The sequence below is a fragment of the Lentimonas sp. CC4 genome (assembly GCF_902728235.1).
Lineage (GTDB): Bacteria > Verrucomicrobiota > Verrucomicrobiia > Opitutales > Coraliomargaritaceae > Lentimonas.
On the sequence record NZ_CACVBO010000001.1, the window covers coordinates 1,751,427 to 1,775,881 of the forward strand.

Here is a 24,455-nt window from a genome sequence, read left to right on the forward strand (position 1 = left end):
TGAAGTTGGTTGTTGGAAGTTGGTTGTTGGAAGTTGGATGTTGGAGCGGGTCTTCCCGCGCTACAGATTTTTATCAGTGACGGCACCTTCGGAGGCGGTGGCGACGGTGGCGGCGTATTTGCCGAGCACGCCGCGCTTCGAGCCTGCGCCGGTTGGTTTGAAGGCTGCCATGCGGGCGTCGTATTCAGCGTCGTCGATCAGTAGGTCGATGGTGTTTTTGACCGCGTCGATCTCGATTTGGTCGCCGCTCTTGACGATGCCGATCGGGCCGCCCTTCGCTGCTTCCGGTGTGATGTGCCCGACGTCGAAGCCGTGACTACCACCAGAGAAGCGTCCGTCTGTGATGAGGGCGACTTCCTGAATCAGGCCGCGACCTGCCACCGCGCTGGTGGGTGAAAGCATTTCACGCATGCCAGGGCCACCGACGGGGCCTTCGTTGCGAATGACAACCACATCGCCTGCGACGACGTCGCCGCGAAGAATGCCCACGAGGGCTTCTTCTTCGCATTCGTAAACTTTGGCTGTGCCCTTAAAGTGGAGACCTTCGTTACCTGTGATCTTACCAACCGCGCCTTCGGGTGCGAGGTTGCCGCGTAGGATGCGTAGGTGTGTCGTTTCTTTGATTGGCTGATCCCATGGACGGATGATGTCCTGCTCGTCGGGATAGCTTGGGTAAGGCTTCTCGTCTTTGAGCGATTCGGCGAGCGTCTCGCCAGTGACTGTCATGCAGTCGCCGTGGAGGAGGCCGCGGTCTAGCAAGATCTTCATCATTGGGCGGATGCCGCCGACGCGGATGAGGTGGCTCATGTTGTATTTGCCGAATGGCTTCACGTCTGCGAGGAGCGGGATGCGCTCGCCGATTTCCTTGAAGTCGTCGATGGTCAGGTTGACGTCTGCAGAGTGCGCAATCGCAAGCAGGTGCAGGATCAAATTGGTGGAGCCACCGAGTGCAAGGCATGTGGTGATTGCATTTTCAAAGGCCTTACGCGTCATGATGTCGCGCGGCTTGATGTCGAGTTCGAGTAGCTTAAGCACTGCCGCGCCGGCATTTTCGCAGTCCTTACGCTTCGCTTCGCCGATGGCGACTTGAGCGGAGCTGCCTGGAAGACTCATACCGAGCGCTTCGATCGCGCTGGCCATGGTGTTGGCAGTATACATGCCGCCGCAAGAGCCAGCGCCTGGGATTGCGTATTTCTCGACTTCTTTGAGTTCGTCGTCGGTCAATTCGCCCTTTGCGTGCTTGCCGACTGCTTCGAAGACGGAGACGATATCCATCGCGTTGCACTCTTCGTCTTTATCCTTTGGCAGGAAGCCGGGAAGGATGGTGCCACCATATACAAACACCGCTGGGCGGTTGAGGCGGGCGAGGGCGATCATGCAGCCAGGCATGTTTTTGTCGCAACCGCCGATCGCGACGAGGCCGTCGAAGCCTTCTGCTGCGACGACTGTTTCGATCGAGTCAGCGATGACGTCGCGTGAGACCAGGCTGTAGCGCATCCCTGAGGTGCCCATGCTGATGCCGTCGGATACGGTGATGGTGCTGAAGTTGACGGCTTTACCGTTCGCGGCGTTGATGCCGTTAGTGGCATGCGCTGCAAGATCGCCGAGGTGCATGTTGCAGGGAGTCAGGTCGCTAGGAGAGCTGGCGACGCCGATCTGTGGCTTTTTGAAATCTTCATCTTCGAAACCGACTGCGCGTAGCATCGAGCGGGCTGGTGCGCGGTCGTCGCCATCAACGACGATAGAGGAGTGTGGACGTGTGTTTTTGCTAGCCATGATAAAATTTGAGACGGATTAAATAGTCAGAAAATAGGATTCTCGTTGCAGAAAAGCGGAGATATCAATGAATAGCGGGAAGTTCGACAATACCCTTTTTACGCATAAGGGCTTTAATTCACCATTTTACTGCTAACTATTAACCATGGAATTTGATCTCAATAAGACGCTTGAAGCCCTCCTGCTCTCGACTGCAGAGCCGATTGACTTGAAAAGTTTGGGTAAAATCTTTGTGCGGTATCACTCTGAATTGGTCGAAGCCGCCGAACATGACAAGGCTGCTGAAGGGGAGGAAGGCGCGATCGAGCCGATTCCAGCGCGTGTCACACCAGGGCAAATTCAACAGGCGATCAAGGAGTTGATGGACGCCGCCGAAGTCGAGGATAAGGCATATCGCCTGATCGAAGGGCCGAACGGCTACCAGATTGTGACCGCGCCGCAGTTTGCCGAGTTTGTGCGTTTATTACGTGGCGAGCCGCGCCCGATGAAGCTCAGCCCTGCTGCAATGGAGACGATGGCGATTGTTGCATATCGCCAACCGGTGACACGTGCGGAAATGGAGGCGATACGTGGCGTGTCGGTTGATGGACCGCTGAATCGCTTGGTCGAGCTGGAGTTGGTGCTGGTGACAGGCCGCGCCGAATTGCCAGGGCGCCCCATTCAATATGGCACCACTGAAAAGTTTTTAGAATTTACTGGTATCAAGGAACTCGACGAGTTACCTGCCTCGGATGTGCTGAGCAATCATCAGATCGATGATTGGATGCGCCGCAGCGAGGAGCCGGAAGAAGCTATTACTGATGAAGATATGGGGCTGGCCAAGGAGCGAAACCCCGACGAGCTGCCGCTCGACGAAAAATTTGTAGAAGTGGACTGGCAAAAAGAGAACGCCGAGAGCGATGCTGCTCAAAAATCCGACCTAGAAGAGGAATCCCCGAATGTCTGAAGATATTAACGCCAAATTACTGCGTAATCGCAATGCGATCGACGCGATCGATAAAGAAGTCGTGCAGCTACTTAATGAACGCACGTGCCAAGATGGAGGCCTAAGCGAAGCGCAGGTGCTCGATAAGGTTGCGAGGTTGAACCCTGGGCCACTGTCGGATGCGACTTTGCAGGCTATTTATCGCGCGATGATGCTCGCAGGGCTTGCTCCGGATGCTCGTAAACTGGAGTGCGAGGTCGTCGATGCACTCGACTTAAAGATTGTGACGCTGCTCAACCAACGTGTGCAGCACGCCGGCGAAATCGGCAAAATCAAGCATGCCAACGGAGCCGATTACTACGATCCGACACGCGAAGCGCAGGTCATGGCAAAAGTCGCAGCGCTCAACCCTGGTCCGATCAATAACAGCACGCTCCAGTCCGTTTACCGCGAAGTCATTTCAGGCTCCATCGCGCTAGAGAAGAAATTGGTGATTGGGTATCTCGGGCCGGAAGCGACCTTTACGCATCAAGCTGCGATCTGTAATTTTGGAGTGAGCCTGGAATACCGTGCGATTAAAACGATCCCTGATGTCTTTGCTGAAGTCGAAAGCGGTAGCGCCGACTACGGCGTGGTGCCGATTGAGAATTCCACCGATGGCGCGGTGTTTCACTCGATGGATAGGCTTGTCGAATCCGATCTGCATATTTGTTCGCAGGTCTATCTGCCCGTTGAGCATTGCTTGATTTCACAATCACCGCTCGATCAAATCACGGAAGTGCGTTCGAAGGATCAAGCGCTCGGGCAATGCCGTGAGTGGCTACATGCGAATCTGCCACATGCGATCTTTGTCGATGTGGTCAGCACCGGAGAGGCGGTCTGCACCGCGAAGGACAACGCAAATATCGCTGCCGTCGCCAGTGAACTGTCCGCGCAGCGCTATGAAGTGCCAATTCAAGCGCGCAGCATTCAGGATCGCGACGATAACGTGACTCGTTTCTTGGTGCTTGGCAAGACCCGCGCCAAGCCACTCGGCGATGGACGCGACAAAACCAGCTTGGTGGTTTCACTTAAAGATGAGCCCGGCGCTTTGGAAAAGGCACTGCGTCCGTTTGGTTCACGAGGGATCAACCTTAGCAAGATCGAATCGCGTCCGACGCGTAAGCAGGCATGGGCGTATTTATTCTTCATCGACTTCATCGGCCACTACGACGAGCCGCACGTGCAGGAGGCGATCGCCGAACTCGAAGAGCACTGCTCGCTGGTGAAATGGCTTGGCAGTTATCCGAACGACAAGCGCGGGTAGATAAATAGCAGGGGTCGTGCTTGCGCGAACCGCGATACGTTTGAGGGCGTCGGTATACTTGTGGTTTTCGCAAAGACCCTACGAGTTCAGTCTTGTGGTATTTCGTGCTGCGTATCTTTCGAAATGAATCGAAAGAGCTTTTTGTTGATCCCTGTATTCGTTGCTTACCCGAAGCTTCGGAGAGTTTACGTAGGAGAATTCCGAAGTCACGATTACCGAGCTTTCCAGTTTGAGTGGTATCACAGAGCGCTCAATTGAGCGTAAGTAGCAGGTTGACGGTGTGCTCAAGGCTGAATCTTTACAGTATTTGTGAGCAGGGGTTCGCCGCTTTGGGCGGAGAGTAATTGCATCTTGATCAAACGCTCTTCCCAATTGATTTCCAACCAGCCAAAATGTGACTGATCGACTAGTTCTCCGACCCGCAGGTTATTTTTTTCGTTGCCGGGGTAGCAGGCGTTGAAACTGCTTGCTGTAAGGTCGAACAACGGGCGCTCGCCGTCAGGGTTCATCACCGAGAACTCGCCGCGATGCCTGTCTCCTGATAACAATACAATGGTTCCTGTTGTTTCACTAATGACTTGAAGCAGTCTATCTCGCTCATCAGGGAACATTCCCCATCGCCTCCACGAGTGCTCATTGGAAAGCACTTGGATTCCCGATGCTACAATGCGGACATCCGCTTCTTTTTGAAGTTGTTCTTCAAACCATTCCCATTGCGCGACGCCCATCAGTGTTTTCCCTGGTTGAGGTGCAAACTGTTCCTCTCTTGTTCCTTCCTGAAAGGGATCGCGAAACCGTTGCAAGTCCAACATGATGACTTGAACGCGCTGCGGCTGCTCGCCAAAAATCCAGGCTCCATAAATTCCAGTTCGCGAGCGACGGATATCTGCTTTTTGAATTAAAAAATGATCAAGGAACAGTTGCTCAGACTGCTCTGCATGAGGATGGTTCCGACCAGGATAGGGATCACCATAGTCATGGTTGTCCCAGGTCGGGAACGTCGGGATATTCTGGCGAAAAATGTGATACTGTGGAATGGCAGCCAATCTATCATAAGCCCTTTTTAAACGCACAGGATCCGAGGTGTTCCCGTAGTGATTGTCTCCGAGGAGCAGCATCATGTCAGGTTCCTGAGCTCGAATTACATCCCAAAAGCCTTGATCCTTCTTAGGCTTATTGCAGGACCCAAAGGCAATCTGGCGGATTGACTGGTTGGCGTAGACTCCATCGGATAGAAATTCAGTTGATGGCTCTGCAGGCTGGCTCTCGGCTATTCCAGAATCGGGCACAGCAATTATTGCAAGCACTCCTAGGATAAATACTTTTGTCAGAATATAATTGGACATGGATTTCGTGTTTTTCCGCATAAGGTAGAGCATCTGAGTTTGAGATATCTTTACCAGATCGTCACCTTAACTTGTTTGACAGCAACGGGATATTTACTATGACCTTAAGACCCAGATGGGCACTGGTCTTACATATAAAGTCCTCGTTCTGAACCGACTCTGGCAAGCAGTCAATATAGTTGGGGTTCAGCGCGCGTTTGGCCTTTTATTGCAAGACCATGCGCAAGTCATCTACACGGGCGATGGCAGCTTTCAGGTGATGGATTCCGCGGCATGGTTGGAACATTCTGCGGCGGCGGAGCCGACCGAGGCTGAAGGCTATGTGCAAACCGTGCGCCTTCGGGTGCGCGTGCCAAAGGTGCTGTTGTTGCGCGGCTACGATAAGTTGCCAGTGCAAGAAGTTCGCTTTTCGCGGGACAACCTATTTGAGCGCGATCACTATCGTTGCCAGTATTGCGGGAATCATTTTCCAGATCATCAGCTGAATATGGATCACGTGATTCCACGCGCGAAAGGCGGGCGCACATCATGGGAAAATATCGTGACTTCGTGTATTCCGTGTAACACGCGCAAAGCAAATCGCTTGCCGCATCAAGCGAGTATGCATTTGATGAAAAAGCCGGAACGTCCACGCTTTCGGCCGTTTATCAGTTCGTTGATCGATCAGACTTACGACGCCGATTGGGAGCATTTCATAAAGCTCAAGCAAGAAGCGTGAGGGGGAGGAGGGCTGAGACTTGAGACCTGAGACCTGAGACCTGAGACCTGAGACCTGAGACCTGAGACTTGAGGCTGAGGCCTGAAAGTAGAAGCGGCATCTTGCCGCTTTTTTTGGCGCTGGTGCCTTTCTTGTCTCTTAGGCGCATCGAGTGATGCCTATAGAGCGGCTTGGTATAGGCGTTGACTGTCCTGATTCTGTGGCGTTAGTTTTGGCTGCTTTGCTGGTCTGAGCGGATCATATGAATATACCCTAGGAATTATGAATCAAGTCACTTCCAGTGTCATTTCTCTACTATGTGCGGCTAGTCAGTTGTTTGGCACTGAATGCATACAGGTGGAGGATGTTCAATACGGTTCCAGTCAACTCCTTGAGCTCGCAGCGAATCAAGGAAGCTTTGCGGATACCCATGAGTTTTATATTGGAGCGCCGAGCGCAGATCAAAGCACGAAAATGTATGCGGGCTACAAACTGACTTACGTAAAGCGAGAGGGGCAGTTAGTCATTACTGTGATCTCGAACGCTTTCGAAGGTTTTTTCGAGATCGACGAGGGTGAATTCTCATCCATTGATGACAGCAGACCGCAAAAAACTTAAGTTACCCGCGATGAGTGCGAGTTGGGTCGAGGTCCCATTGAAAGGGCGTCAGCCACTGAAGGTGAGATGGGATGATGTCTCTGAAGCAGAAATCGAATCTAGCAATGTTGTGGCAACTCCGAAACCTGAGGCCCCCAAGGTTGGGTTTACGAATTAGCGATATTATCACCTTGCTTAGCTTCTCTTCATGCGAGCACTTCATTTCATATTAGGCTTGGTCTCCTCTGTTTTGCTTCTTTCCGCGACGGATGAGGGGGTATTATCGCAGATGTCTACTGCGGACTTGATTGAGTTCATGCAGACGCCACAGGAGCGGAGTCGTGCGGTGGGTGCGGCGAATAAACCAGGCAGTCAGTTGCCTGATGGATTTTGGGAGTTGGACGCGAATGCTGCGGCAACGAAGTTAGTCAATCAGCATCGATCCACTCAGCATCGTGGTGATTTTACATTGGGACTTCAAGCGGAAGTGCTTGAGGATATGAGCATGCCACGGCAAGTCGTCATCAATTTGAACAATGATGGCTGTTACTCGCGTGGCTCTTCACATTATCAGCTGAGTCTGACTGCTGAAGGGTGCGAGCTGATTTATGCTGCTGCACGCACTTCGGCAGGGCGGCCAGGCTATTATAACCTGACGCTTTCCGAGACGCAGTATACCTTTCGGCGTATCGCACTTGAACCAGTGGAAGCCGAGCATGTGTATCGAGTGATTCGCTATCTAGCTGAGATGCGTTTTGATCGAAAACAGCCTCGGTCGACTGAATCGGGGCCTCGCCGTTCGAGCTATAGCACCATGATGTCGACCGCTGATTCGCGTGGAGAGATGAAGTATTTTCTTTCGAATGAGGCAGATGCGAAAATTGTAACAGGACGGACATGGTCTGGGAGTGGTTTGATGCATAAGCGTATCGGGAGGTTTTTTAATTCAGAGGTAACGCTGAACTTTTCGTTAATGATTCTACGTTCGATTTTAGAACGTCCGGTCGGTCATCAGACGATTGCCTCCTTTGTGCCATGGGCGTTGGAAAGATATGATACTTCGGATCGTTACATTTCTGAATCAGTGGTGGGTATTGCGATCCTGGCTGCTGGAGACCATGCGATCATTGAGGCACGTCCGTATTTAGAGCGTATTGTCGCGGCTGGTTTGCTTGAGGATGCGCGGATTGCAATCCAGCAGATAGATGCGAACCAAGACTTGAGTGTGCTATCGAATCTTGCGCTTGAAGATGACACGCTTTCACGTTGGGCCTTTTGTCAGGTCGAAGCGAAGTATCCAGAGGCCTATTGTGAGATGCTTGCAAAGCGCTTGGAGGATGTGACTGGTCGCGATGCGCGGTCGCTCTTCTCTGCGATCAATTATGTCGATAAAGCGTATGCAGCAAATTTAGCGCACGAAGTGATTGCTGATGAACGTAGCGATTTGTTGGTTCGCGCGGTTCAAGTGTTGCAACGAGAGGGTTCCTTCGAAGGAGAAGTATTTGCAGTGAATTGGTTGTTAGACTATGTTTCGAATCCGCAGGTAGAGCGACAGATGAGGATCGAAGCACTGCGTTGCCTCATTCCGTATGAAGATCCTCAGCGCTATGCAGATCTTCGAATTGATGCGATCCTTGAGGCTCTTTATCGAGGAATCGCCAATGAACCGCTCGACTATACTTCAAGCGTTTATGCACAACTGCTGCTAAGGCGAAATTCGGATAAATACTTCGACGAATTCATGGCGAGGTTTCGTTTGGGGGAGGATAGCCGACAAATATCGACGTTGTTCGATGATTTAGCTGAAGCTGCATACGCGCAAGGTGGTCGTTTGCGAGCTGTGTATGTCGCTCAATTGGAGCGAGAGTTACGGTCCTCGCAACTTCCTGTTAATGAGATCTGTGCACTTATCCAGCGCCATCACTTTAACGAACTCGCACCCGCGCTACGTGATTACAAAGCGAGTCACCTAGGCACTGAGGGTGCGCGCTATGCCGATTTATTGCTGACGACATGGGAGACTTCCGAGCCGCTGATTCGCGCTAAGTTGTGGGCCATCTATGCTTATAAATATGTGTATTTTACCGGTTGGGGGCGAGCGCATGAAAACTTTAAGACCTTCGCTTTGCATTTTGATTCAGCCTATGTGCAATTGAGTGATGGTGATCGATCCGCATTGAAGGCATTTTCGGATGAGGTCTGTTTGCTGATGAGCAGCACGGTAGCAAGCAAGCGTCAACAAGGGATAGATGCGCATATGGCCGAACTGGCAAGCGAATCATCAAGATGAATTTTCAGCGACTATGAGACGTCTACTCACATTGCTACTATTGTTGAGTTCTGTTGCCTCTGCGGCGCCAGATGCTTCGCAATGGACAAAGCCCCGTAACATTCATACCGTGCTGGAGCAGCCATGCGATGACCGTGTGGAAGTGAAGAGGACGGCAGCAACGTCGGCAGCTGAAGGTGCGATGTATTCTCCGAACGAGGCTTATTGGCTTAAGATCCAGCCGGTGGATCCCGAGAGTGAGGAGCAGCGGCTAGTTATTTCAGGAGCCCATCATTACACGATTTTACTACGGGGTAGTTATATGAATTTTCCGACTCAGGCACACTGGATCAATGAAAAGCTATTGTTCATTCGTGTTTGGTGGGGGCGAGTGCTTGGCAGGGATATGATCTTTGATGTGGAGGCTGGTAAGTTCATCTATCAAGAAGGGGTGCACGATGGGACCATTCTGTATCAACAGACCCGTCAGGCGCTTGATGCTGCGGAAAGTCGGTAGTATTCCAACAGTGCCCTTACAGTGCGCTGCTTTCGAGGCTGCCGTCAGTCGTGACCTCATTTTGTTGGAAGACCTTCAAGGTGGTGCTGCACAGAAACGTGCTGAGGCGCTCTTGCATGTCGACGATTTCGTGATGCAGGGGGCAGGGCTCTTTATTGCCGCACCAGTTTGGGCCGAAGGGGCACATGATGGTGTCGCCCGTCTTTTCGAATTGATCGACGATCTGGTGTAGCGTGATTTCGCTCGGATCTTTGGCTAGGCTGTAGCCACCTTTCGGGCCTGGGGCTCCGGATACGAAGCCCGCTTGTGAGAGGACGACTAGGAGCTTCGCAACGAGTGGCTTGGGGAGCTCGCGGGACTTGGCGATGTCGAGTGAGCTCACACGTGTGGTGCCGCCATCGTAAGCTTCCGCGAGGAAGCTCATGGCGGAGATCGCGTTTTGAGCCGTTTTCCCGTATTTAATCATCTTTGTGCGTGTCTCCTAATGAGACTTCGCCAGAGAAAATGGGAATGGCGACACGAAGCGCAAGCGTATAGATGAGTCACCCGGCGCCCCAAATGCCGGCGGACACTTTCCATTCGGCTGAATTGAGGCGGTATTCTACAACTTAGCAGTCAACTTATACATAATGTAGAATAAAAGGTATTTAATTATTGATTGACTGAGTCCTAAGATGCGCTACCGTTACGGCGACGAATGGTGGGGCACTTTTCTGCAAAGGGCGAACGGTAAACGACCTAGGCCTAACTCGGATCAAACAGGAATATTAATATGGAAATACAACATCAAGAAGCACACGTGCACGAAGTCCTCGAAATGATGGAGGCTGATAACGGCGTCTACTCTCGCGAAACACTCCGTGCGGCAATTAACAGCAAATTTGGTGAAGCGACGCGCTTCCGCTCATGTTCCGAAAGTGGCATGGATGCCAATGGCGTAATCGATTTCCTTGATTCACGCGGCAAATTTACTGGCACAGCCGAAGCATTTAGCTTCGATACGACGCGTCGTTGCAGCCATTAGAGGTTTGGGGCGATGTGCTACTTGCGATTCAATATCCAGTCGCTGAAGTCGAACCATCCGACGAAGCGCTGATACTGCGAGTAGAGGTTTCCCATTTCTGGATCTTCTGAGGGGATGTAGACGCCAGTTGGCAGCTTGGCTCCTTGTTCGCGGTGGAAGCATACTTTATTGCTGGCGTTAGTGCCCGCGAATTGTGTGAGCATTGCTTCATCGTAAGCCCCATTCGCGACCATCACATAGTAGAGGTGCTTGGTGTCGATTCGTTGTTTACGTCGGTTCCACTTCTCTAGAGCGTCTTGTTCGTTTTCGTAGTGCAGGAAATGGATTTCACAGTTTCCGAGCATGCCGATCGGATAGAGTTTGTTGGCTTTGCGTTGCTGGTCGTGAATGGGATATTTTGATTCGTTTACGAAGCGAATCTCTTGTTCCATATATTCCTCGAAGTTCGTGACCAACTCTGTAAAGCACTCTGGCATCATGAACAACCCGACAAAGGGGGTATTATAGTCTCTTCCTAGAATCTAATAAAGGCGTCGGCCGAGGCAGTTATTCGAGATTAAGCAAAACTTCGTATTCCGCAATCGTTTGATGGAGCGCTTGAATCGCCAGCGATTGATTCGTCTTGTGCGCTTTTTAAGCATGGTGAAGTTAGATGGTTTGTTTGTTCGCCGTAGGGTGAAGTAGGTCAGTTACTCGTTGATCAGAGTGTGACGTTTTATTGTGAGCAATGAGAAAAGAAACTTGTCGGTCAATAGGGCTGAGGCTACTGATTGGGGTAATGTCTTGCCCCCACTATGAAATTTCTGTGCTGATCAGCACCTACAATGATCGTGCGTTGGTAGATAAGAAATTGCGGGAAATTGAGTCTCAAACCGCTTTTTCACGAGCCGAGTTTATTTTCGTCGAGCCGGCATCGCCAGGGAAGGAACGCGAGGTGTTGGAGCCTTTCTGTGATTCGCATGTGAATTGCCGGCTGATTACTTTTGAGGAGCGCTTAGGCTTATATGCTGCATGGAATGTGGGGTGGGAGGCTGCCACGGCGCCATTTGTCTGTATTTCGAATATGGACGATGCCATGCACCCGAAGTTGCTCGAGCGCGTGTTGACTGAAATGCCCAAGGCTCAGAGCGACCTGTTTACTGTGCTAATCGCGAAACAAGGGATAGATGGAGATCTCAATTCATTTGAGGAGAACCGCCTAAAGCAGTTGGATATAAGCCTGAGGCCCGGGCCTTTCTTTGTGTGGCGTCGGGCGTTACAGCAGGATTCTGGAATGTTTGAGGATCGCTTTGAAATTATAGGAGACAAAGACTTTTGGGCACGTGCAGTCTCACGCGGGCTGAAGATCGGGCTACTGCCAGAGGTGCTGTATCTATATACCAAGCACCCGGACCAGTTGTCGAAAAGTGACGCATTTAAAGCCCGTAAAGTTGCGGATTCACTCTTAGCAGAGAAGAAAGAGTATCCTCATGTCTGGCCATCAGGCTTGCAGCGTCAAATCGGCCGAATTCGTAGCTTGCGGAGAATTCCGCTATTGGGTGGATATCTCACCCGCAGAATATACGTCTAAATTGCATCGGGTCTGTTCGTGGGAAGGACGCTTTGGCGTGGTTCGAAATTTCTATGCTGAGAGATCGCCAAGAAAAAGGCTGGAGATGATGATCACCTCCAGCCTCTTATTTTAAATGATGTCGTGTTTACATAGAGCTTAATGCTAGGTCGCTCGTCGTTTAAAACTCAGGAGCGCCAGCTTTGCGGATTAGGATGTTTTCCATAATCAAAAACTGGAGGTCGGAGCCGTAGAGCATGTTCAACGCATCGGTTGGTGAGCAGACCATGGGTTCGCCGCGACGGTTCAGTGACGTGTTGAGGCAGACGCCGTGCCCGCGTAGACTCTCTAGCTCTTTAAGCAGGGCGTAGTAGCGGGGATTGGTGTCTTCGGTCACGATCTGTGCGCGGGCGGTGCCGTCTTCGTGCACGACTTCGGGCACGCGAGGCTTCCAGTGCTCGGCCATGTCGAAGGTGAAGGTCATATACGGTGCGGGGTGATCGGACTGCAGCAGATCTTCGGCTACGGTGTCGAGCATGCTGGGGCAGAAGGGGCGCCAGCGTTCGCGGTATTTGATCTGTTCGTTGATACGGTCAGCGACGCCCGGGTAGCTCGGATCACCGAGAATACTACGGTTGCCCAGTGAGCGAGGTCCAAATTCGAGGCGGCCTTGCATCCATGAGAGCGGGTTGCCTGCGGCCATGATTTGTGCGCCGGTCTTAGAAGGATCGTCGAGCATTTCCCACTCTGGTTTCGCGGGGTGCTGCTTGCAGGCTTCGATGCATTCGTCCGTGGTGTAAGCGGGCCCGAGATAGGCGTGCTTTTGTGGCTGAATCGTCTCTCCGGCTTCGACTGCCGCGTAGGACGCAGCGCCGATGGCGGTGCCGGCATCGCTGGCTGCGGGTTGCACGAAGAGTTCTTTGACGTAGTCGAGCGCCATGATGCGCTGGTTCAACTTAACATTGAGCGCAACGCCGCCTGCGAAGGCGAGCTTGCCGCCGTTTGTTTTGAGAATGTCGCCTAAATGATACTCGATCAGATGCAGGGCGACGTCTTCGAGGAGTTGCTGAATGGATGCGGCGTAGTCGATATACGGATCGTCAATTTCGTCGCCTTGTCGCTTGGGTCCGAGCCATTCGATGAGTTTGGGGCTAAAGTAGTAACCTTTGCCGTTTTCTTTATAGCGGCGGTTGCCGATGACGTTGACGTAGTCGGTGTTGACCTTGAACTCGCCGTTGCCGTATTCGATCAAGCGGGAGAAGTCGTATTTCTTCGGATCGCCGTAAGGTGCCATGCCCATGACCTTGAACTCGCCGTCGAGCATGTCGAAGCCGAGGAACTCAGTGAGTGCGCCGTAAACGCCGCCGAGTGAGTCGGGATCGTAAAATTCTTTGATCTTATGAATCTTGCCGTTTTCGGCGTAACCGAAGAAGGTGGTGGCGTATTCGCCTTTACCGTCGATGCCGAGAATAGCTGTCTTGCCTTCGAATCCACTGAGGTGGTAGGCGCTGCTGGCGTGTGCCATGTGGTGCTCAACTGGCTGGAACTTGGTCTTCGTCATGTCGAAGCCGAGTTCTTCGAGCATCGCGAGGGCGTTCTGCTTGTTGCGGTTGAAGCGGCGGTTACCGTTAAAGATCGCAGTGAGCGCACGGTCCGGTGCATACGCATAACGTTTCGCGTATGCCCAACGGCCAGGGTAGAAGAAGGGCATGGCCGCGAACGGATAGGCAACGATGTCGATATCGGTCGGTTTGAGACCGGCTTGTTTGAGGCAATACTTGGTTGCTTCGACGCCGGTTTTTCCTTTCGCATGCTTGTCGCGGATGAGGCGTTCCTCTTCGACAGCAGCGACGAGCTCGCCGTCAATAAAGAGTGCCGTTGCGGGGTCGTGCCCTACGGCACCTCCGAGTCCTAAAATATTCATGGTCTTGTGTTAGGTTGCTTCTTCGCGAAGCGCAAGTTCTCAAATTAGGCAGCGAGTCTGAAGTAGTGATTGAGGCTCGGCGGTAGAAAGGAATTAGAGATTCCAATTTGCGCCGTAAACTGGCGGTTTTATGAGCATTACCTATAGACCTGCATCGGATCCCTTGATCCTGTGAATATATTTATACAAATTGACAAAACAAATCTCATATTGTATAATTGGAGTATGATTGATCGGGATATAGAGCCATTGCTAAGGAAAATGGCTGCTCAGTTTAAGACGGTTGTCGTGACGGGACCGCGTCAGTCGGGTAAGACGACACTCAGTCGCAAAGTGTTTCCGCAGAAGCCGTATGTCTCTTTGGAGGCACCTGATGAGCGAGCGCGAGCGGAGCGCGACCCGCGTCATTTTTTATCTCGTTATCCTGATGGTTGTATCCTGGATGAGGTGCAGCGAGTTCCGTCGTTGTTTTCTTATTTACAGGGTGTCTTGGATGAGAGTTCACGGGCAGGGCAGTTTATTCTAACCGGATCGCAACAATTTGGTATGATGGAGCAGATCTCGCAGACTTTGGCTGGTCGTGTGGGTCTGTTGAGCCTATTGCCTTTTAGTTCAGGGGAGCTGGCATCGCACGGGGAGCTGGCGGAATCATTGGACGAGGTCATGTTTCGTGGTGCGTATCCGCCAATTTATGATCAGAAGATTGATCCTGTCCTTTGGCTGAACGCTTACATCGATACATATGTGGAGCGAGATGTGCGGCAGATTCTACAAGTTCAGAATACGAGTCATTATCAGCGCTTTCTTGCGCTCTGTGCGGGCAATGTTGGGCAGTTACTTAACGCCAGCCGTATCGGTGCGGACTGTGGCCTCAATCATGGCACTGTCCAGAGTTGGATTTCGGTTCTGGAGGCATCCTATGTGGCTTTCCGCTTGCAGCCGCATCATAGCAACTTTCGCAAGCGGGTGGTTAAAACACCGAAGCTATATTTTTGGGACGTGGGTTTGGCTGTGCGTCTGCTGGGGATTGAAAATGCTTCGCAATTGGCGACACATCCTTTGCGCGGTGCATTGTTTGAGAACTGGGTAATCGTTGAATTGGCTAAAGGACGATTCAACCGTGGCCAACGCAGCAATCTGTATTTCTGGCGTAATAACCTAGGGCTTGAAGTCGATGTGCTTGCTGAGCGAGCGGGACGGTTGTGTCCTATTGAAATCAAGTCAGGTGCCACCTTTGCGAGTGACTGGTTGGGCAATTTAAATAAGTGGCGAAAGTTGGCCGGCGATGTGTCGGGAGCACCTCAGTTGGTCTATGGAGGAGACTCTGACTGGAAGGAGGACGCTGTGGATGTGCTGCCTTGGCGAGCTGTTTCGGCTTTGGCAGAAGTTATATGAACTCGTAAGTTCTCAAATCGCGGGGCCGCCGCGCATTTTTTTGATGATGCGCTTTTGGGCATCGGTGAAAGTGTCTGTTTGGAAATAGGCTTTAGTAAAAGCGAGCTTGTGTGCTTCGGTGAGTCCGGGGGTGTGGCGCATGAAGTGGGCGCAGTCCTTACGGGTGCGATGTGCGGCGCTCAGGTGCTTGCGGCATTTTTCCATGTCGATCACGCAGGTTTCGAAGTTGCCGTCGTCTTTTGGACGAACAAAGAGGTGTTTGGCAGAGAAACAGAGATGCACCCAGCCAGCTTGGTGGATTTCACGTGCGCCTTTGGCGATTGCTTCGAGTGCTTTTTGAAAGGTGGCTTCATCCGGGGCGACATGGCCCCTCCAGCCATTGAGCCAGTCTGGCAGCGGGAACCAGTCGTCCAGTGCTTTGGTGATCAAGATTGCGCCGACGTCTGAGCCAGAGCGCCATTTGGCGAACAGCACCATTTCGGGGATCGAATTAGTGACGCTATCGAGTTGTTGGAGCACCTCAAATTCGCGCTCAAAGGTGAGTTGTTTGGTAAACAGGGTGTTGGCGGCGCGATAGAAGTGGTTTTGCTGGATTTTTAAGAAGACGGCTTCTTGATCTTGCGGCGCAGCTTCAGGATTGAGCACGATTCGGGTGACGCCGCTCCAGCCGCCACGGCGACGGTTGGGCTCTTCGAACCAGTCGAACTCGCGCGTGGTGACCGACTCGATGTCGAGCAGGCCGGCGTCTTTTAGGGCGCGTTCCCATCTCGGGGAAACCCACGTTTTTTTCGTTTCAAACATATCGACTCTATTGTTCCGCTAGGCTTTTGAGAAAGGCGGCTTGGAGTGCTGCTCGTTCTTCTGGGTTAACTTGGGCGGCATTCAGGTAGGCTTCAATAAAAGTCTGCTCGCCTGTCTTAGTAAAAAGGGCGTGATCTTCGGCGTAGCGCCCGATGTGAGCGAAATTACGGATCCGTTGCTTCGAGGTGAGTCCGCGGCGGCGAAAGCTGATGTCGACAATATCGATCAAGGCGAGGTCTTGCTCGGGGGTGACGAGCACGTTGCCGAAATGCAGTGAACGAAAGAGGACACCTTCAGCATGGAGTTTTGCTACGAAGCAGCCGAATTGCTCGATGAGCGTTTTAGCCTCTTCGCCTTCGTGCTCGCGTAGCCATTGTCTTAGTGTGGTGCCGGGCAGCTCGTGGTAGAGCACCGCGGTGCGCTCCATCTCGGGGAGTGCAAAGGTTTTTTCGGCTGAAATAGTCGGGATGCCGCGCTTGAGTAAGGCCTTGGCGTTGTGATCAAAGCGCTGGGCGTGGGGTGCCCAGAGTTGCGAGGAGAGTAGGCGTTTGCGACGAAACAGTTTTAAGATACGAGCATCGGGCAAGCGTAGCACTTTCAGGCCGAAGCTGTCTTGTTCGAGTATCTGGGCGCCTTGGGTCAGGGCCTCAAATTCGCGGTTACTTAGAGTTGGCAGCATGGGCTCTGGCTTGGCGTTGAATTGCTTGGCGTTCGTCCTCGGCGTCGAAGCGCTTGCGGCGGTAGTCGGAGATGGCTTGGGCGAAGGTATTCACCTCGGGCGCATCGATGGGTTGGTCGAGGTAGCCTGCCACGAAGCGTAGGCGCTCTTCTTGCGTGCAACGTAGGCGCGCGAGCTTGTCGAGGGTGGCACAGTCTTTCAGCGCACGGCGTTCTTGGTGGAGCGGTGATTGGGTGAAATCGCCCTTGGGGCAATCGATCCAAAACAGTTCGGCTTGGTCACCTTTGGCGCGGGCGAGGACGTTGCGCCACTTTAGATCTTGATGGTAGAAGTGATGTGCGTGAATGCTTGCGGTGGCTCGGCTGAGTTGGTCGATCAGGCTGTCACGCAGGCTGCAGTAGTCCGGCTGGCTGCGGTCGGGGCAGGTGCTGGTCATGAATTCGTCGAGGGTCTGCGTCTCTGGAATGGCCTCGGTAATGATGAATTCGTCGACGATCTTACCGATTGCATTCTTTCGCTGTCCCCATGCGACGACACGCGGGGAAGTGATGCCAATTGTGCTGAAAAAAAGCAGGTTGCGTGCTTCGATGCGGGCGATGCCTCGGCGCCAGAGTCGCTGGAATGGGGACTTCCGGTAGCTATAGACTTTGACGAAGGTGTGGACTTCGACCCCATTTTCGGTGAACGAGCGCTGAAAGACTTGTGAGCGATCACGCACCTTGGATGCATCGACTCCGAACGCATCCAGAAAGTTATAATCTTTCCGGAGTGCGTCGGTTTGAGCTGAAATGTCGTCAATGTTTACAGGCATTTTAAAGGAACGAATCTGAAAGGATCTTGCGACTTAACAAGACTAAAGGCGGGGGAGGCTACGCAGCAGAACTGTCTTTGTTTGTCCTTTTGAGGCTTTCAAATTTTTAGACTTGATGGCATGCCTCTTGCTAGCCCGCCGTTTCTTCGCGACAGCACAAAACGGCTTGTAAGCACACCCCTATGTTTAAAATTGAAAAAAACGATCATCGCTCCGGAATGGGAGCAGCACTTGTCTGCAGCGGGACTATTGGACATTGAAGCACTCACAACGCGTGAATTCGAGTGGTTTGAGGAGCCGAACTACCGGATGGGAGGGTGGAGTGCAGTCACTCGGCTCTGTCTGAACTCGGAAGTCGCAGAGGATAAACAAGTCGTGTTGTTTTTGAAGGTTCAGGAAAATCATTGTTATCGCACGATTCAGAACGGCATGCGCAAGCGGCTGAGCTATGAACGCGAGATGGATGCCTTTGAGGGGCTTAAGGATACAGGCTTGTTGCCTGACTTATTGCTTTTTGCCAAGTGGCGTAAAGGCAGAGACGTGGGTTCGATTGTGATTACACGAGCTTTGGACGGTTTTGTGGGGTTGAGGGAATGGCTGACGGATGTTCAGCTGACCAATCCGAATCCGGATGAGAAGGTTCGCCAAGTGATGGCTTCCGTGGGCGAAGCAGCCCGCGTCATGCATGCGACTGGGTGGGCGCATTTCTCATTTGAGCCACAGCACATCTTTATTGGTGCTGAGCAAGCGGGTAGCTATCCGATACGGTTAATCGACTTGGAGCGTGCTCGTCGGCCGTATCGCTCAAAAATATTTGTGACTGAAGATTTATCTCGATTGTTAAGGAAATCGGATCGTTTTTTCAGTCGTGAACAGAAGCTTCAGTTTCTGTTGGATTACTTTCAAACAGACACATTTAGCCCGAAGCAGCTCAAGTGGGTCAAAGAAGTCGAGCAGCGAGGGAGCCTCAAATCGACAGTCGTGGATGCTTAAGGGGGGGAGCGTGCTGCTTTTGTCACGGATCGCCCCATTTGTGCCGGCACGCATCATGGTTTGTGAAAAGTGTAGTCGAGTTCCTTTAGGTGCTCGACCGACATGGCTAATGGCCCCCTAGGTTGCAGGCGGGTGGCCACCTGCGATTTATGTCGCATCACAATTCTTGATGCGTGTGAGTATAAGAGTCTTTTTATGGATTGCATCAACTGGCAGTGAACGATTCTCCTAGAGCCCTTTATCCCATGTTTTGTTGTGGCATTATTCTTTATTAAATTACTCGGGCGGTTGAGTGCGGCTTCACCTGTATGGCTGATGCGGTGCTTGTGCGTATTGTTGGGGCGCATCGTTGGCATCTGTGCAGGTGAACGTGGCCATATTACACGGAAGAACTTGCATCACGCATTCCCTGAGAAAACTGAGCAGTGGCGCCGGCGGGTGTATTACGAGGCGTGTGCCCGCGTGGTGGAAATGGCTTTGTTTATGCCCGCGTCACGCTATTTTTCGGCATCGCGGATCGATTCGGTGCTCGAGGTCGATGCCGAGGTGCGTGCTGCGGTGGAGCGCTATATTTCTGGAGATAAGCAAGGGAAGCCGTTCGTGGTGATGTTGCCACATATGACGATGTCGGAGGCGGCGTCGCTCTTGCCGCACTATTTCCCCGGGCTGCCACAGGTGAATGTGGTGTTTCGCCCTTTGAATCAGCCTGCCATGAATGCATGGGTAGAGGAGACGCGCTCCCGCTTTGGGAATCGTCAACTCTCGCGGCGCTCGGGGTATAATGATGCGATGGCGGCGTTACGCCGAGGCGAAGGCGTGGCTCTACTGTTTGATCAGGATGCGGCGGGGCGCGGCGCGACGTCGCTCTTTATGGGGCGATTGGCTTCGCTGACAGATTTGCCTGGTTTGATGGCGCTGCGCTTTGATGCAGACGTGCACCTGCTGTTGCTGGAGCGCACGGAGTTTTGGCAAGCAAAGTTGACGCTGCAGCAGTTGCCGAAGTGTGAGACCTCGACCGAAATAGCGGTGCGGGCGCACAATTTATTGGAGGCCTATTTGAAGCGGGATGATCATTCTGCTCCCGATTGGTTGTGGTTGCATGGCCGATGGGGGCACCAGTCTGGTTCGAAGAAACGCTTTAATTTGCCTGAGAAGCGGATGGAGCTGGAGCAGACCAATACGATCAATGGCGAAGCCGATACTCCGCGTAAGACACGGTTGTGGGTGCGGATGCCGAACTGGCTGGGCGATGTGGTGATGGCGTTGCCGCTGCTGCGAGCGATTCGTAAGGCTCGGCCTGACTTTGAGATTACCTTGATCGGTAAGGCGGCATTTCAGCCCTTGTTTGATCGCCTCGACGTGGGGGATCGCTTTATCCCGCTGCCCAAGCAAGGCCGCGGTTACTTTAAAGCGTTTTATCAGCTGCGTCATGACTATCCGGATACATATCTACTGTTTACGAATTCTACGCGGAGTGACTTGGAGGCGTTTTTAACGCGTTGCCCACAGCGTATGGGTATGATTCGCCCGGGTAAGAAGCGGCAGTTACTGACGAAGCCGTATTACCTGCCTGCGGATATTGATGAAACGACGACGCACCAGACTGCGGTTTGGGAGATGATGCTGGAGCGCTATGGCTTGAGAGCGCCGTTGGATTGTGCGCCGCTACCACGTGAGGCTCCCTCCGGGCGTCCACAGGTCGCGATGATTTGTGGCACTGAGAATGCGCCGGAGAAGCGCTGGCCGATCAGTCATTGGCGGGCGTTGATCGAGCAGTTGCTCGTCGCGCAGCCAGAAGTCGAGGTGCTGCTGTTTGGCACCCCGGCGGATCGTGTGATTACGGATCAGGTGGCGGAGGGATTGCCTGCGGGCAGCATTCAGAATTTGGCGGGCAAGACGAATTTAGCAGAGTTTTGCGATGGGCTGAAGCAGTGTAATGCAGTCATCTGTAATGATACGGGTGGGATGCACCTTGCGAATATGATGGGCACGCCGGTCGTGGTGGTCTTTGGGCCGACAAATCCGGTGCGCACGGGGCCGATCTTTGATGCCCCAAAGCATATTTTACAGCCCGAGGGCTGCCCAGAAACGGGTGGTTTTGCGATCGAGGGCGTTTCAGCGGAGCGGGTGCTCGCCTCCGTATTACCTTACGTGGGGGGAGCGGCTGAATGAGTTTACTCCAAGAGTTAAACGGTCCGCTTAAGCTGCATGTCACGGAGCGAAGTGATGGCTTTGAGGCGACTGAATTGGAGCTGACTTTGTCTGAGGCGTTACGAATTTTGCCTGATCGGCGGGAGGTCTATGCGGGGCAGTTGCTCGGCGAGGGGCAAGCGGTGGTTGCGAAGCGTTTCTTGAGCCATCCGAAGCAGGCCCGCGATTGGCGCCGTGAGTGGGAGGGATTGGTGAAGCTGGAGGCGTTGAATTTGTCGGCACCGACGCCGCTCTGTGTCGCAGAGGAAGCGGAGGGTGACGCGGTTTGGGTGATGATGAGCCGGATTGATGGCGCGGTATCGGTGCAGGATGCGTTCCGCGATGGCGATGGCGATGAGCATGCCGAACTGGCAGAGCAGTTGGCGGAATTAGTGGATGCCGCACACCGTGCGGGCGTGCGCCAAGGTGATCAGCATGTGGACAACTGGGCATGGGACGGTGCGCGACTGTATTTACTAGATGCCGGATCGATTGAATTTTCGAAGCATGCGTTGCATGAGAAGGCACGATTGTTGGATTTGGCCGGGATTTGTGTGACTTTGGCACCTGCCGCGGAACGGGCCTTTCGTGGGGCGATCGATGCGGTATATTTGATCGATGATGTTGAGCTAAAAGGACGGCTCTTGTATGATTTGGAAGGTGCAATCGTCTCGCTGCAAGCTGAGCGCACCCGTCGCTATTTTAAGAAGACGCGGCGCAGCTGCACCGAGTTTGTCGCAACTCAGACAGATACCTATCGCTCGATGTGTCTGCGAACTGCCGACTCGGAGCTTATCGATGCGTTATTGGCTGATCCGGAAGCCTTCATGGATGAGGGGGAGCGGGTGAAGTCGGGCAACACCTGCACGGTGCAACGGTTTACGCGTGGCAGGCAGTCTTACATTTTGAAGCGCTATAACAAGAAGCCGCTGACCGATCGGGTGCGAAAGATGTTTGCGGATTCGCGTGCGTTGACAAGTTGGTCATCTGCGTGGGTGCTGGAGATGGCATTTATCCCGACCGCGCGTGCGGTTGCGGTGTATGAAGATACGAGTCAACGTTTACCAGGGTTACGCTATTTATTGATGGAGGAAATCGATGGCCAGCTCTTGCCTGATTATATTGAGGCGTGCGGCACGGCTCTGGCGCGTATCGAGGCGGTAGCCGATGCGTTTGCACAGATATGGGAGTCTCTGGGGCGTTTGCGTGCCGCACACGGAGATCTGAAGGCGACGAATCTGATTGTTGGCTCGGATGGGCGTTTGTATTTATTTGACCTAGATGCCTTTCGCTTTGGATTGAAGCCCGCAGCCTTTGAGCGCGGGCGTGAGAAAGATCTTCGACGCTTCATGAAAAATTGGTCAGATCAACCTGAGTTATTAGAATTATTTGAAACTAAGGTTCGGGAGGTGAATCAGTAAGATGGGCGACTCAATACAGCGTATTTTAATTATTAAGCCTTCGTCGATGGGGGACATTATTCACGGGCTGTTGATTGCGGAGGCGATCAAGGCGCAGTTGCCGAATGTTTCGATTGATTGGGTGGTGCGGCGCGAATTCTCGGAGTTGGTCGAAGCGGCTTCTGTCATTGATCACACATATATTTTTGAGCGTTCTGCCGGCGTCGGTGGTTTCATGCGTTTGATGCGTGAAGTGCGCACGCAGCGCTACGATGCGGTGCTCGACTTGCAAGGCTTGGCGCGGACGGGCATATTGACGCTTGCAGCACATGCGAAACGTAAGCTCGGCCGTTCGGATGCACGAGAGTGTGCGTGGATCGGTTATAATGAGAAGACGCCTGCGCTGCCAGCGGGGCAGCCCCCGCACGCGGTGAAGATCCTTGCGGCATTTTTGCCTATGCTTGGCTTGAGGGAAGAACTGCCGAGCTCGCTCACATTTGATATTCCGAAGGTATCGGTCGCATTGCAGGAGCCAGTTAGCGGTGGTAAGCGCGTGGTGCTGTTCCCTGAGAGTCGCCGTGCGGAGAAGAATTGGATGGGCTACGAGCCGCTGACGCGCTGGTTGCTCGAGCAGTCCAATGTCGGGCAAGTCGTCTGGTGTGGGCATGTGCCATTTGAGGCGTCGGAGCCTTTGGAGGACGAGCGTCTGATTAATTTGACGGGAAAGACGGGGATTGATCAGTTGCCTGGGCTATTAAACGCGGCGGACTGTGTGGTGAGTAATGACAGCGGACCGATGCACCTGGCTGCCGCCCTTGGTCGACCTTTAGTGACGCTGTTCGGGCCGACGGCACCTGAGCGGTTTGGTCCGTATCCGCCTGTTGCAGCGCGTCAGCGCGTGATTCGCCGAGCCGATGGCGACATGTCTTCAATCACACTCGAAGAGGTTGGCGAGGCCGTGTGTTCGATGCTTGAGGTGTAGCGGATTATGATTCGTTTATTTTTTGCCTTATGTGCCTATTCAGCGATTGCAGTGGAGCTTGGTGCTGCTGGGGCCGCCAACTGTAACTTGTTTATCCCTTAATTGCCAGAATCTTGGTTTTGCTACCATTTTGGCATTTTATGATCTTTCGGCGAAAAAGAAAGAGCATCGTCCTGTAGTCGTCTTGCGAATCAATGAAGCTAACCTCTCTTCGTGATCGAAGGAGTGGCTACGTTTCGGGGTTGTTGGGTTAAGACTTGCTTAGTCCGATTATTAGACGCTTCATAATTTTAATATATGCCCTTAGACTATTTAGACCATCCGGAATATCGATTGCGTGCCCGACCGACGCGCACGCGTTTTGGTGCCTGGCTGTGGAGTGAGTTAGCTCAGCTCAAGGCACCAAAAGGGCTTGGGCTGTTGTTTCGCGAGCGTGTGCACATTGAACCTGAATATCAGCAACTCATGCGGTCCGCTGGGCTGGATTGTGTGCGCTCGGTGTTCGAGACGAAGCAGGGCGACCTATTAACCAGCCAGGGGATCGGTGGCGAAGACGATGTTAGCCGAATCCGTTTGGATGATAAGGGGAACACTCGGACGTTTTATGTGAAGCGCTTCTGGAACCGTCGTTTGGAGTGTATCTTGGCGCGTGTGGCGCGTGGTTCGCTTTTCGGGCGATCAGTGATGCGTGCTGAGTTTGAAAAGATCCAGTCGCTTGGTAAAATGGGCCTGCGTATTCCACGAGTGGTGGGCTATGGGGAGCAGCGGTTTTGTTTTGGGGTGATTAATACCTACATGATCACGGAGGAGATTCCCGATGCGATGGGGGTCGATTTTATTGTGCACAAGTGGATGAGCGATCAGCCGATCGAGCAGCAACCAGCGTTGAAAGATGAGTTGCTCACATCGATTGCGTCTGCAGTGAAGACGATGCACCAAAACGGCTTCGAGCACCATGATCTCTTTTTGCGTAACCTGATCATTACTGAGCAGAACATGTCGAACCTGTATGTGTTTGATTGTCCGCGGGCGTATCGCTGGCCCGCGTTTATTATGAAGCGCCGCCGCAAGGTTGATTTGGCGATGCTGGACGCCGGGGCCACTGTGGCATTTAGTCCCGTTCAACGTATGCGATTTTTGCATCAATATCTCGGCTGTAAGCGTTTGTCTGCCGAAGGTAAGGCATTTGCACGGGATGTGTTAGAATATGCTGCGCCGATGCGTAAGAAACAGTTGCGCCGTTTGAAGCTGAGCTTACCTGCTGATTCCTAGTC

Annotated in this window: 22 protein-coding genes; 14 read left to right on the top strand and 8 right to left on the bottom strand. The window is 52.8% G+C overall.

Going from position 1 to position 24,455, the window contains the following annotated elements:
- Positions 1 to 60 precede the first annotated feature (60 nt).
- Complete coding sequence (gene ilvD, locus GZZ87_RS07745) at positions 61 to 1,776, bottom strand: dihydroxy-acid dehydratase (protein ID WP_162027670.1); 1,716 nt, start codon at positions 1,774 to 1,776, stop codon at positions 61 to 63.
- Positions 1,777 to 1,921: 145 nt separating this feature from the next.
- On the opposite strand from ilvD, the gene scpB reads away from it, so the two are divergent.
- Together scpB and pheA are read left to right on the top strand one after the other, a co-directional pair.
- Positions 1,922 to 2,722 (top strand): SMC-Scp complex subunit ScpB, encoded by an 801-nt coding sequence (scpB, locus tag GZZ87_RS07750; RefSeq protein ID WP_162027669.1) that lies wholly within the window; start codon positions 1,922 to 1,924, stop codon positions 2,720 to 2,722.
- Positions 2,715 to 4,007 carry a prephenate dehydratase gene (gene pheA, locus GZZ87_RS07755; protein ID WP_162027668.1) on the top strand — a complete coding sequence of 431 codons (1,293 nt, stop codon included), beginning with the start codon at positions 2,715 to 2,717 and terminating at the stop codon, positions 4,005 to 4,007. Before scpB ends, pheA begins: the two co-directional genes overlap by 8 nt.
- 284 nt (positions 4,008 to 4,291) lie before the next feature.
- Here the strand turns inward: pheA and GZZ87_RS07760 are convergent, their stop codons facing one another.
- Entirely contained in the window at positions 4,292 to 5,353 is a 1,062-nt protein-coding gene (locus GZZ87_RS07760; RefSeq protein WP_162027667.1) for an alkaline phosphatase D family protein, read from the bottom strand.
- Positions 5,354 to 5,468: 115 nt separating this feature from the next.
- Here GZZ87_RS07760 and GZZ87_RS07765 point away from each other — a divergent pair, with 115 nt between their 5' ends.
- The 4 genes from GZZ87_RS07765 (at position 5,469) to GZZ87_RS07780 (ending at position 9,433) form a co-directional block, all read left to right on the top strand.
- Entirely contained in the window at positions 5,469 to 6,071 is a 603-nt protein-coding gene (locus GZZ87_RS07765; protein WP_162027666.1) for an HNH endonuclease, read from the top strand.
- Positions 6,072 to 6,332: 261 nt separating this feature from the next.
- Positions 6,333 to 6,668, top strand: a complete 336-nt coding sequence (locus GZZ87_RS07770) for a hypothetical protein (RefSeq protein ID WP_162027665.1) — start codon at positions 6,333 to 6,335, stop codon at positions 6,666 to 6,668.
- A 268-nt stretch (positions 6,669 to 6,936) separates the two neighbouring features.
- Positions 6,937 to 8,937 (top strand): hypothetical protein, encoded by a 2,001-nt coding sequence (locus GZZ87_RS07775; protein WP_162027664.1) that lies wholly within the window; start codon positions 6,937 to 6,939, stop codon positions 8,935 to 8,937.
- Positions 8,938 to 8,950: 13 nt separating this feature from the next.
- Complete coding sequence (locus tag GZZ87_RS07780; RefSeq protein ID WP_162027663.1) at positions 8,951 to 9,433, top strand: hypothetical protein; 483 nt, start codon at positions 8,951 to 8,953, stop codon at positions 9,431 to 9,433.
- 16 nt (positions 9,434 to 9,449) lie between these two features.
- Here the strand turns inward: GZZ87_RS07780 and GZZ87_RS07785 are convergent, their stop codons facing one another.
- Entirely contained in the window at positions 9,450 to 9,899 is a 450-nt protein-coding gene (locus GZZ87_RS07785) for an Rrf2 family transcriptional regulator (RefSeq protein ID WP_162027662.1), read from the bottom strand.
- A gap of 306 nt (positions 9,900 to 10,205) precedes the next feature.
- Between GZZ87_RS07785 and GZZ87_RS07790 the strand changes: the two genes are divergently transcribed.
- Positions 10,206 to 10,457: a YecH family metal-binding protein gene (locus tag GZZ87_RS07790; protein ID WP_162027661.1), complete on the top strand. Its 252-nt coding sequence runs from the start codon at positions 10,206 to 10,208 to the stop codon at positions 10,455 to 10,457.
- A gap of 17 nt (positions 10,458 to 10,474) precedes the next feature.
- Here GZZ87_RS07790 and GZZ87_RS07795 read toward each other — a convergent pair whose 3' ends face one another.
- Positions 10,475 to 10,978 (bottom strand): DUF1919 domain-containing protein, encoded by a 504-nt coding sequence (locus GZZ87_RS07795; protein WP_280178263.1) that lies wholly within the window; start codon positions 10,976 to 10,978, stop codon positions 10,475 to 10,477.
- A 257-nt stretch (positions 10,979 to 11,235) separates the two neighbouring features.
- On the opposite strand from GZZ87_RS07795, the gene GZZ87_RS07800 reads away from it, so the two are divergent.
- Complete coding sequence (locus GZZ87_RS07800; RefSeq protein ID WP_162027659.1) at positions 11,236 to 12,027, top strand: glycosyltransferase family 2 protein; 792 nt, start codon at positions 11,236 to 11,238, stop codon at positions 12,025 to 12,027.
- A gap of 160 nt (positions 12,028 to 12,187) precedes the next feature.
- Here the strand turns inward: GZZ87_RS07800 and GZZ87_RS07805 are convergent, their stop codons facing one another.
- Entirely contained in the window at positions 12,188 to 13,930 is a 1,743-nt protein-coding gene (locus GZZ87_RS07805; protein WP_162027658.1) for a carbamoyltransferase C-terminal domain-containing protein, read from the bottom strand.
- Between the two features lie 261 nt (positions 13,931 to 14,191).
- Between GZZ87_RS07805 and GZZ87_RS07810 the strand changes: the two genes are divergently transcribed.
- Positions 14,192 to 15,325 (top strand): ATP-binding protein, encoded by a 1,134-nt coding sequence (locus tag GZZ87_RS07810; RefSeq protein ID WP_348534036.1) that lies wholly within the window; start codon positions 14,192 to 14,194, stop codon positions 15,323 to 15,325.
- Between the two features lie 12 nt (positions 15,326 to 15,337).
- Here GZZ87_RS07810 and GZZ87_RS07815 read toward each other — a convergent pair whose 3' ends face one another.
- From GZZ87_RS07815 to GZZ87_RS07825, 3 genes are read right to left on the bottom strand one after another with little or no spacing between them, the layout of a single operon-like run.
- Positions 15,338 to 16,126 (bottom strand): lipopolysaccharide kinase InaA family protein, encoded by a 789-nt coding sequence (locus GZZ87_RS07815; RefSeq protein WP_162027656.1) that lies wholly within the window; start codon positions 16,124 to 16,126, stop codon positions 15,338 to 15,340.
- Between the two features lie 7 nt (positions 16,127 to 16,133).
- Positions 16,134 to 16,805, bottom strand: a complete 672-nt coding sequence (locus GZZ87_RS07820; protein ID WP_162027655.1) for a lipopolysaccharide kinase InaA family protein — start codon at positions 16,803 to 16,805, stop codon at positions 16,134 to 16,136.
- Complete coding sequence (locus GZZ87_RS07825; RefSeq protein WP_162027654.1) at positions 16,786 to 17,616, bottom strand: lipopolysaccharide kinase InaA family protein; 831 nt, start codon at positions 17,614 to 17,616, stop codon at positions 16,786 to 16,788. Before GZZ87_RS07825 ends, GZZ87_RS07820 begins: the two co-directional genes overlap by 20 nt.
- Positions 17,617 to 17,808: 192 nt before the next feature.
- Between GZZ87_RS07825 and GZZ87_RS07830 the strand changes: the two genes are divergently transcribed.
- From GZZ87_RS07830 to GZZ87_RS07850, 5 genes are all read left to right on the top strand, one after another.
- Complete coding sequence (locus GZZ87_RS07830; RefSeq protein ID WP_162027653.1) at positions 17,809 to 18,609, top strand: lipopolysaccharide kinase InaA family protein; 801 nt, start codon at positions 17,809 to 17,811, stop codon at positions 18,607 to 18,609.
- Between the two features lie 255 nt (positions 18,610 to 18,864).
- Positions 18,865 to 20,781: a glycosyltransferase family 9 protein gene (locus GZZ87_RS07835; protein ID WP_162027652.1), complete on the top strand. Its 1,917-nt coding sequence runs from the start codon at positions 18,865 to 18,867 to the stop codon at positions 20,779 to 20,781.
- Positions 20,778 to 22,220: a lipopolysaccharide kinase InaA family protein gene (locus GZZ87_RS07840; protein ID WP_162027651.1), complete on the top strand. Its 1,443-nt coding sequence runs from the start codon at positions 20,778 to 20,780 to the stop codon at positions 22,218 to 22,220. The genes GZZ87_RS07835 and GZZ87_RS07840 overlap by 4 nt, the downstream gene beginning before the upstream one ends.
- Position 22,221: 1 nt before the next feature.
- Positions 22,222 to 23,181 carry a glycosyltransferase family 9 protein gene (locus GZZ87_RS07845; protein ID WP_162027650.1) on the top strand — a complete coding sequence of 320 codons (960 nt, stop codon included), beginning with the start codon at positions 22,222 to 22,224 and terminating at the stop codon, positions 23,179 to 23,181.
- 297 nt (positions 23,182 to 23,478) lie between these two features.
- Complete coding sequence (locus GZZ87_RS07850; protein WP_162027649.1) at positions 23,479 to 24,453, top strand: lipopolysaccharide kinase InaA family protein; 975 nt, start codon at positions 23,479 to 23,481, stop codon at positions 24,451 to 24,453.
- The last annotated feature ends 2 nt before the right edge of the window (positions 24,454 to 24,455 follow it).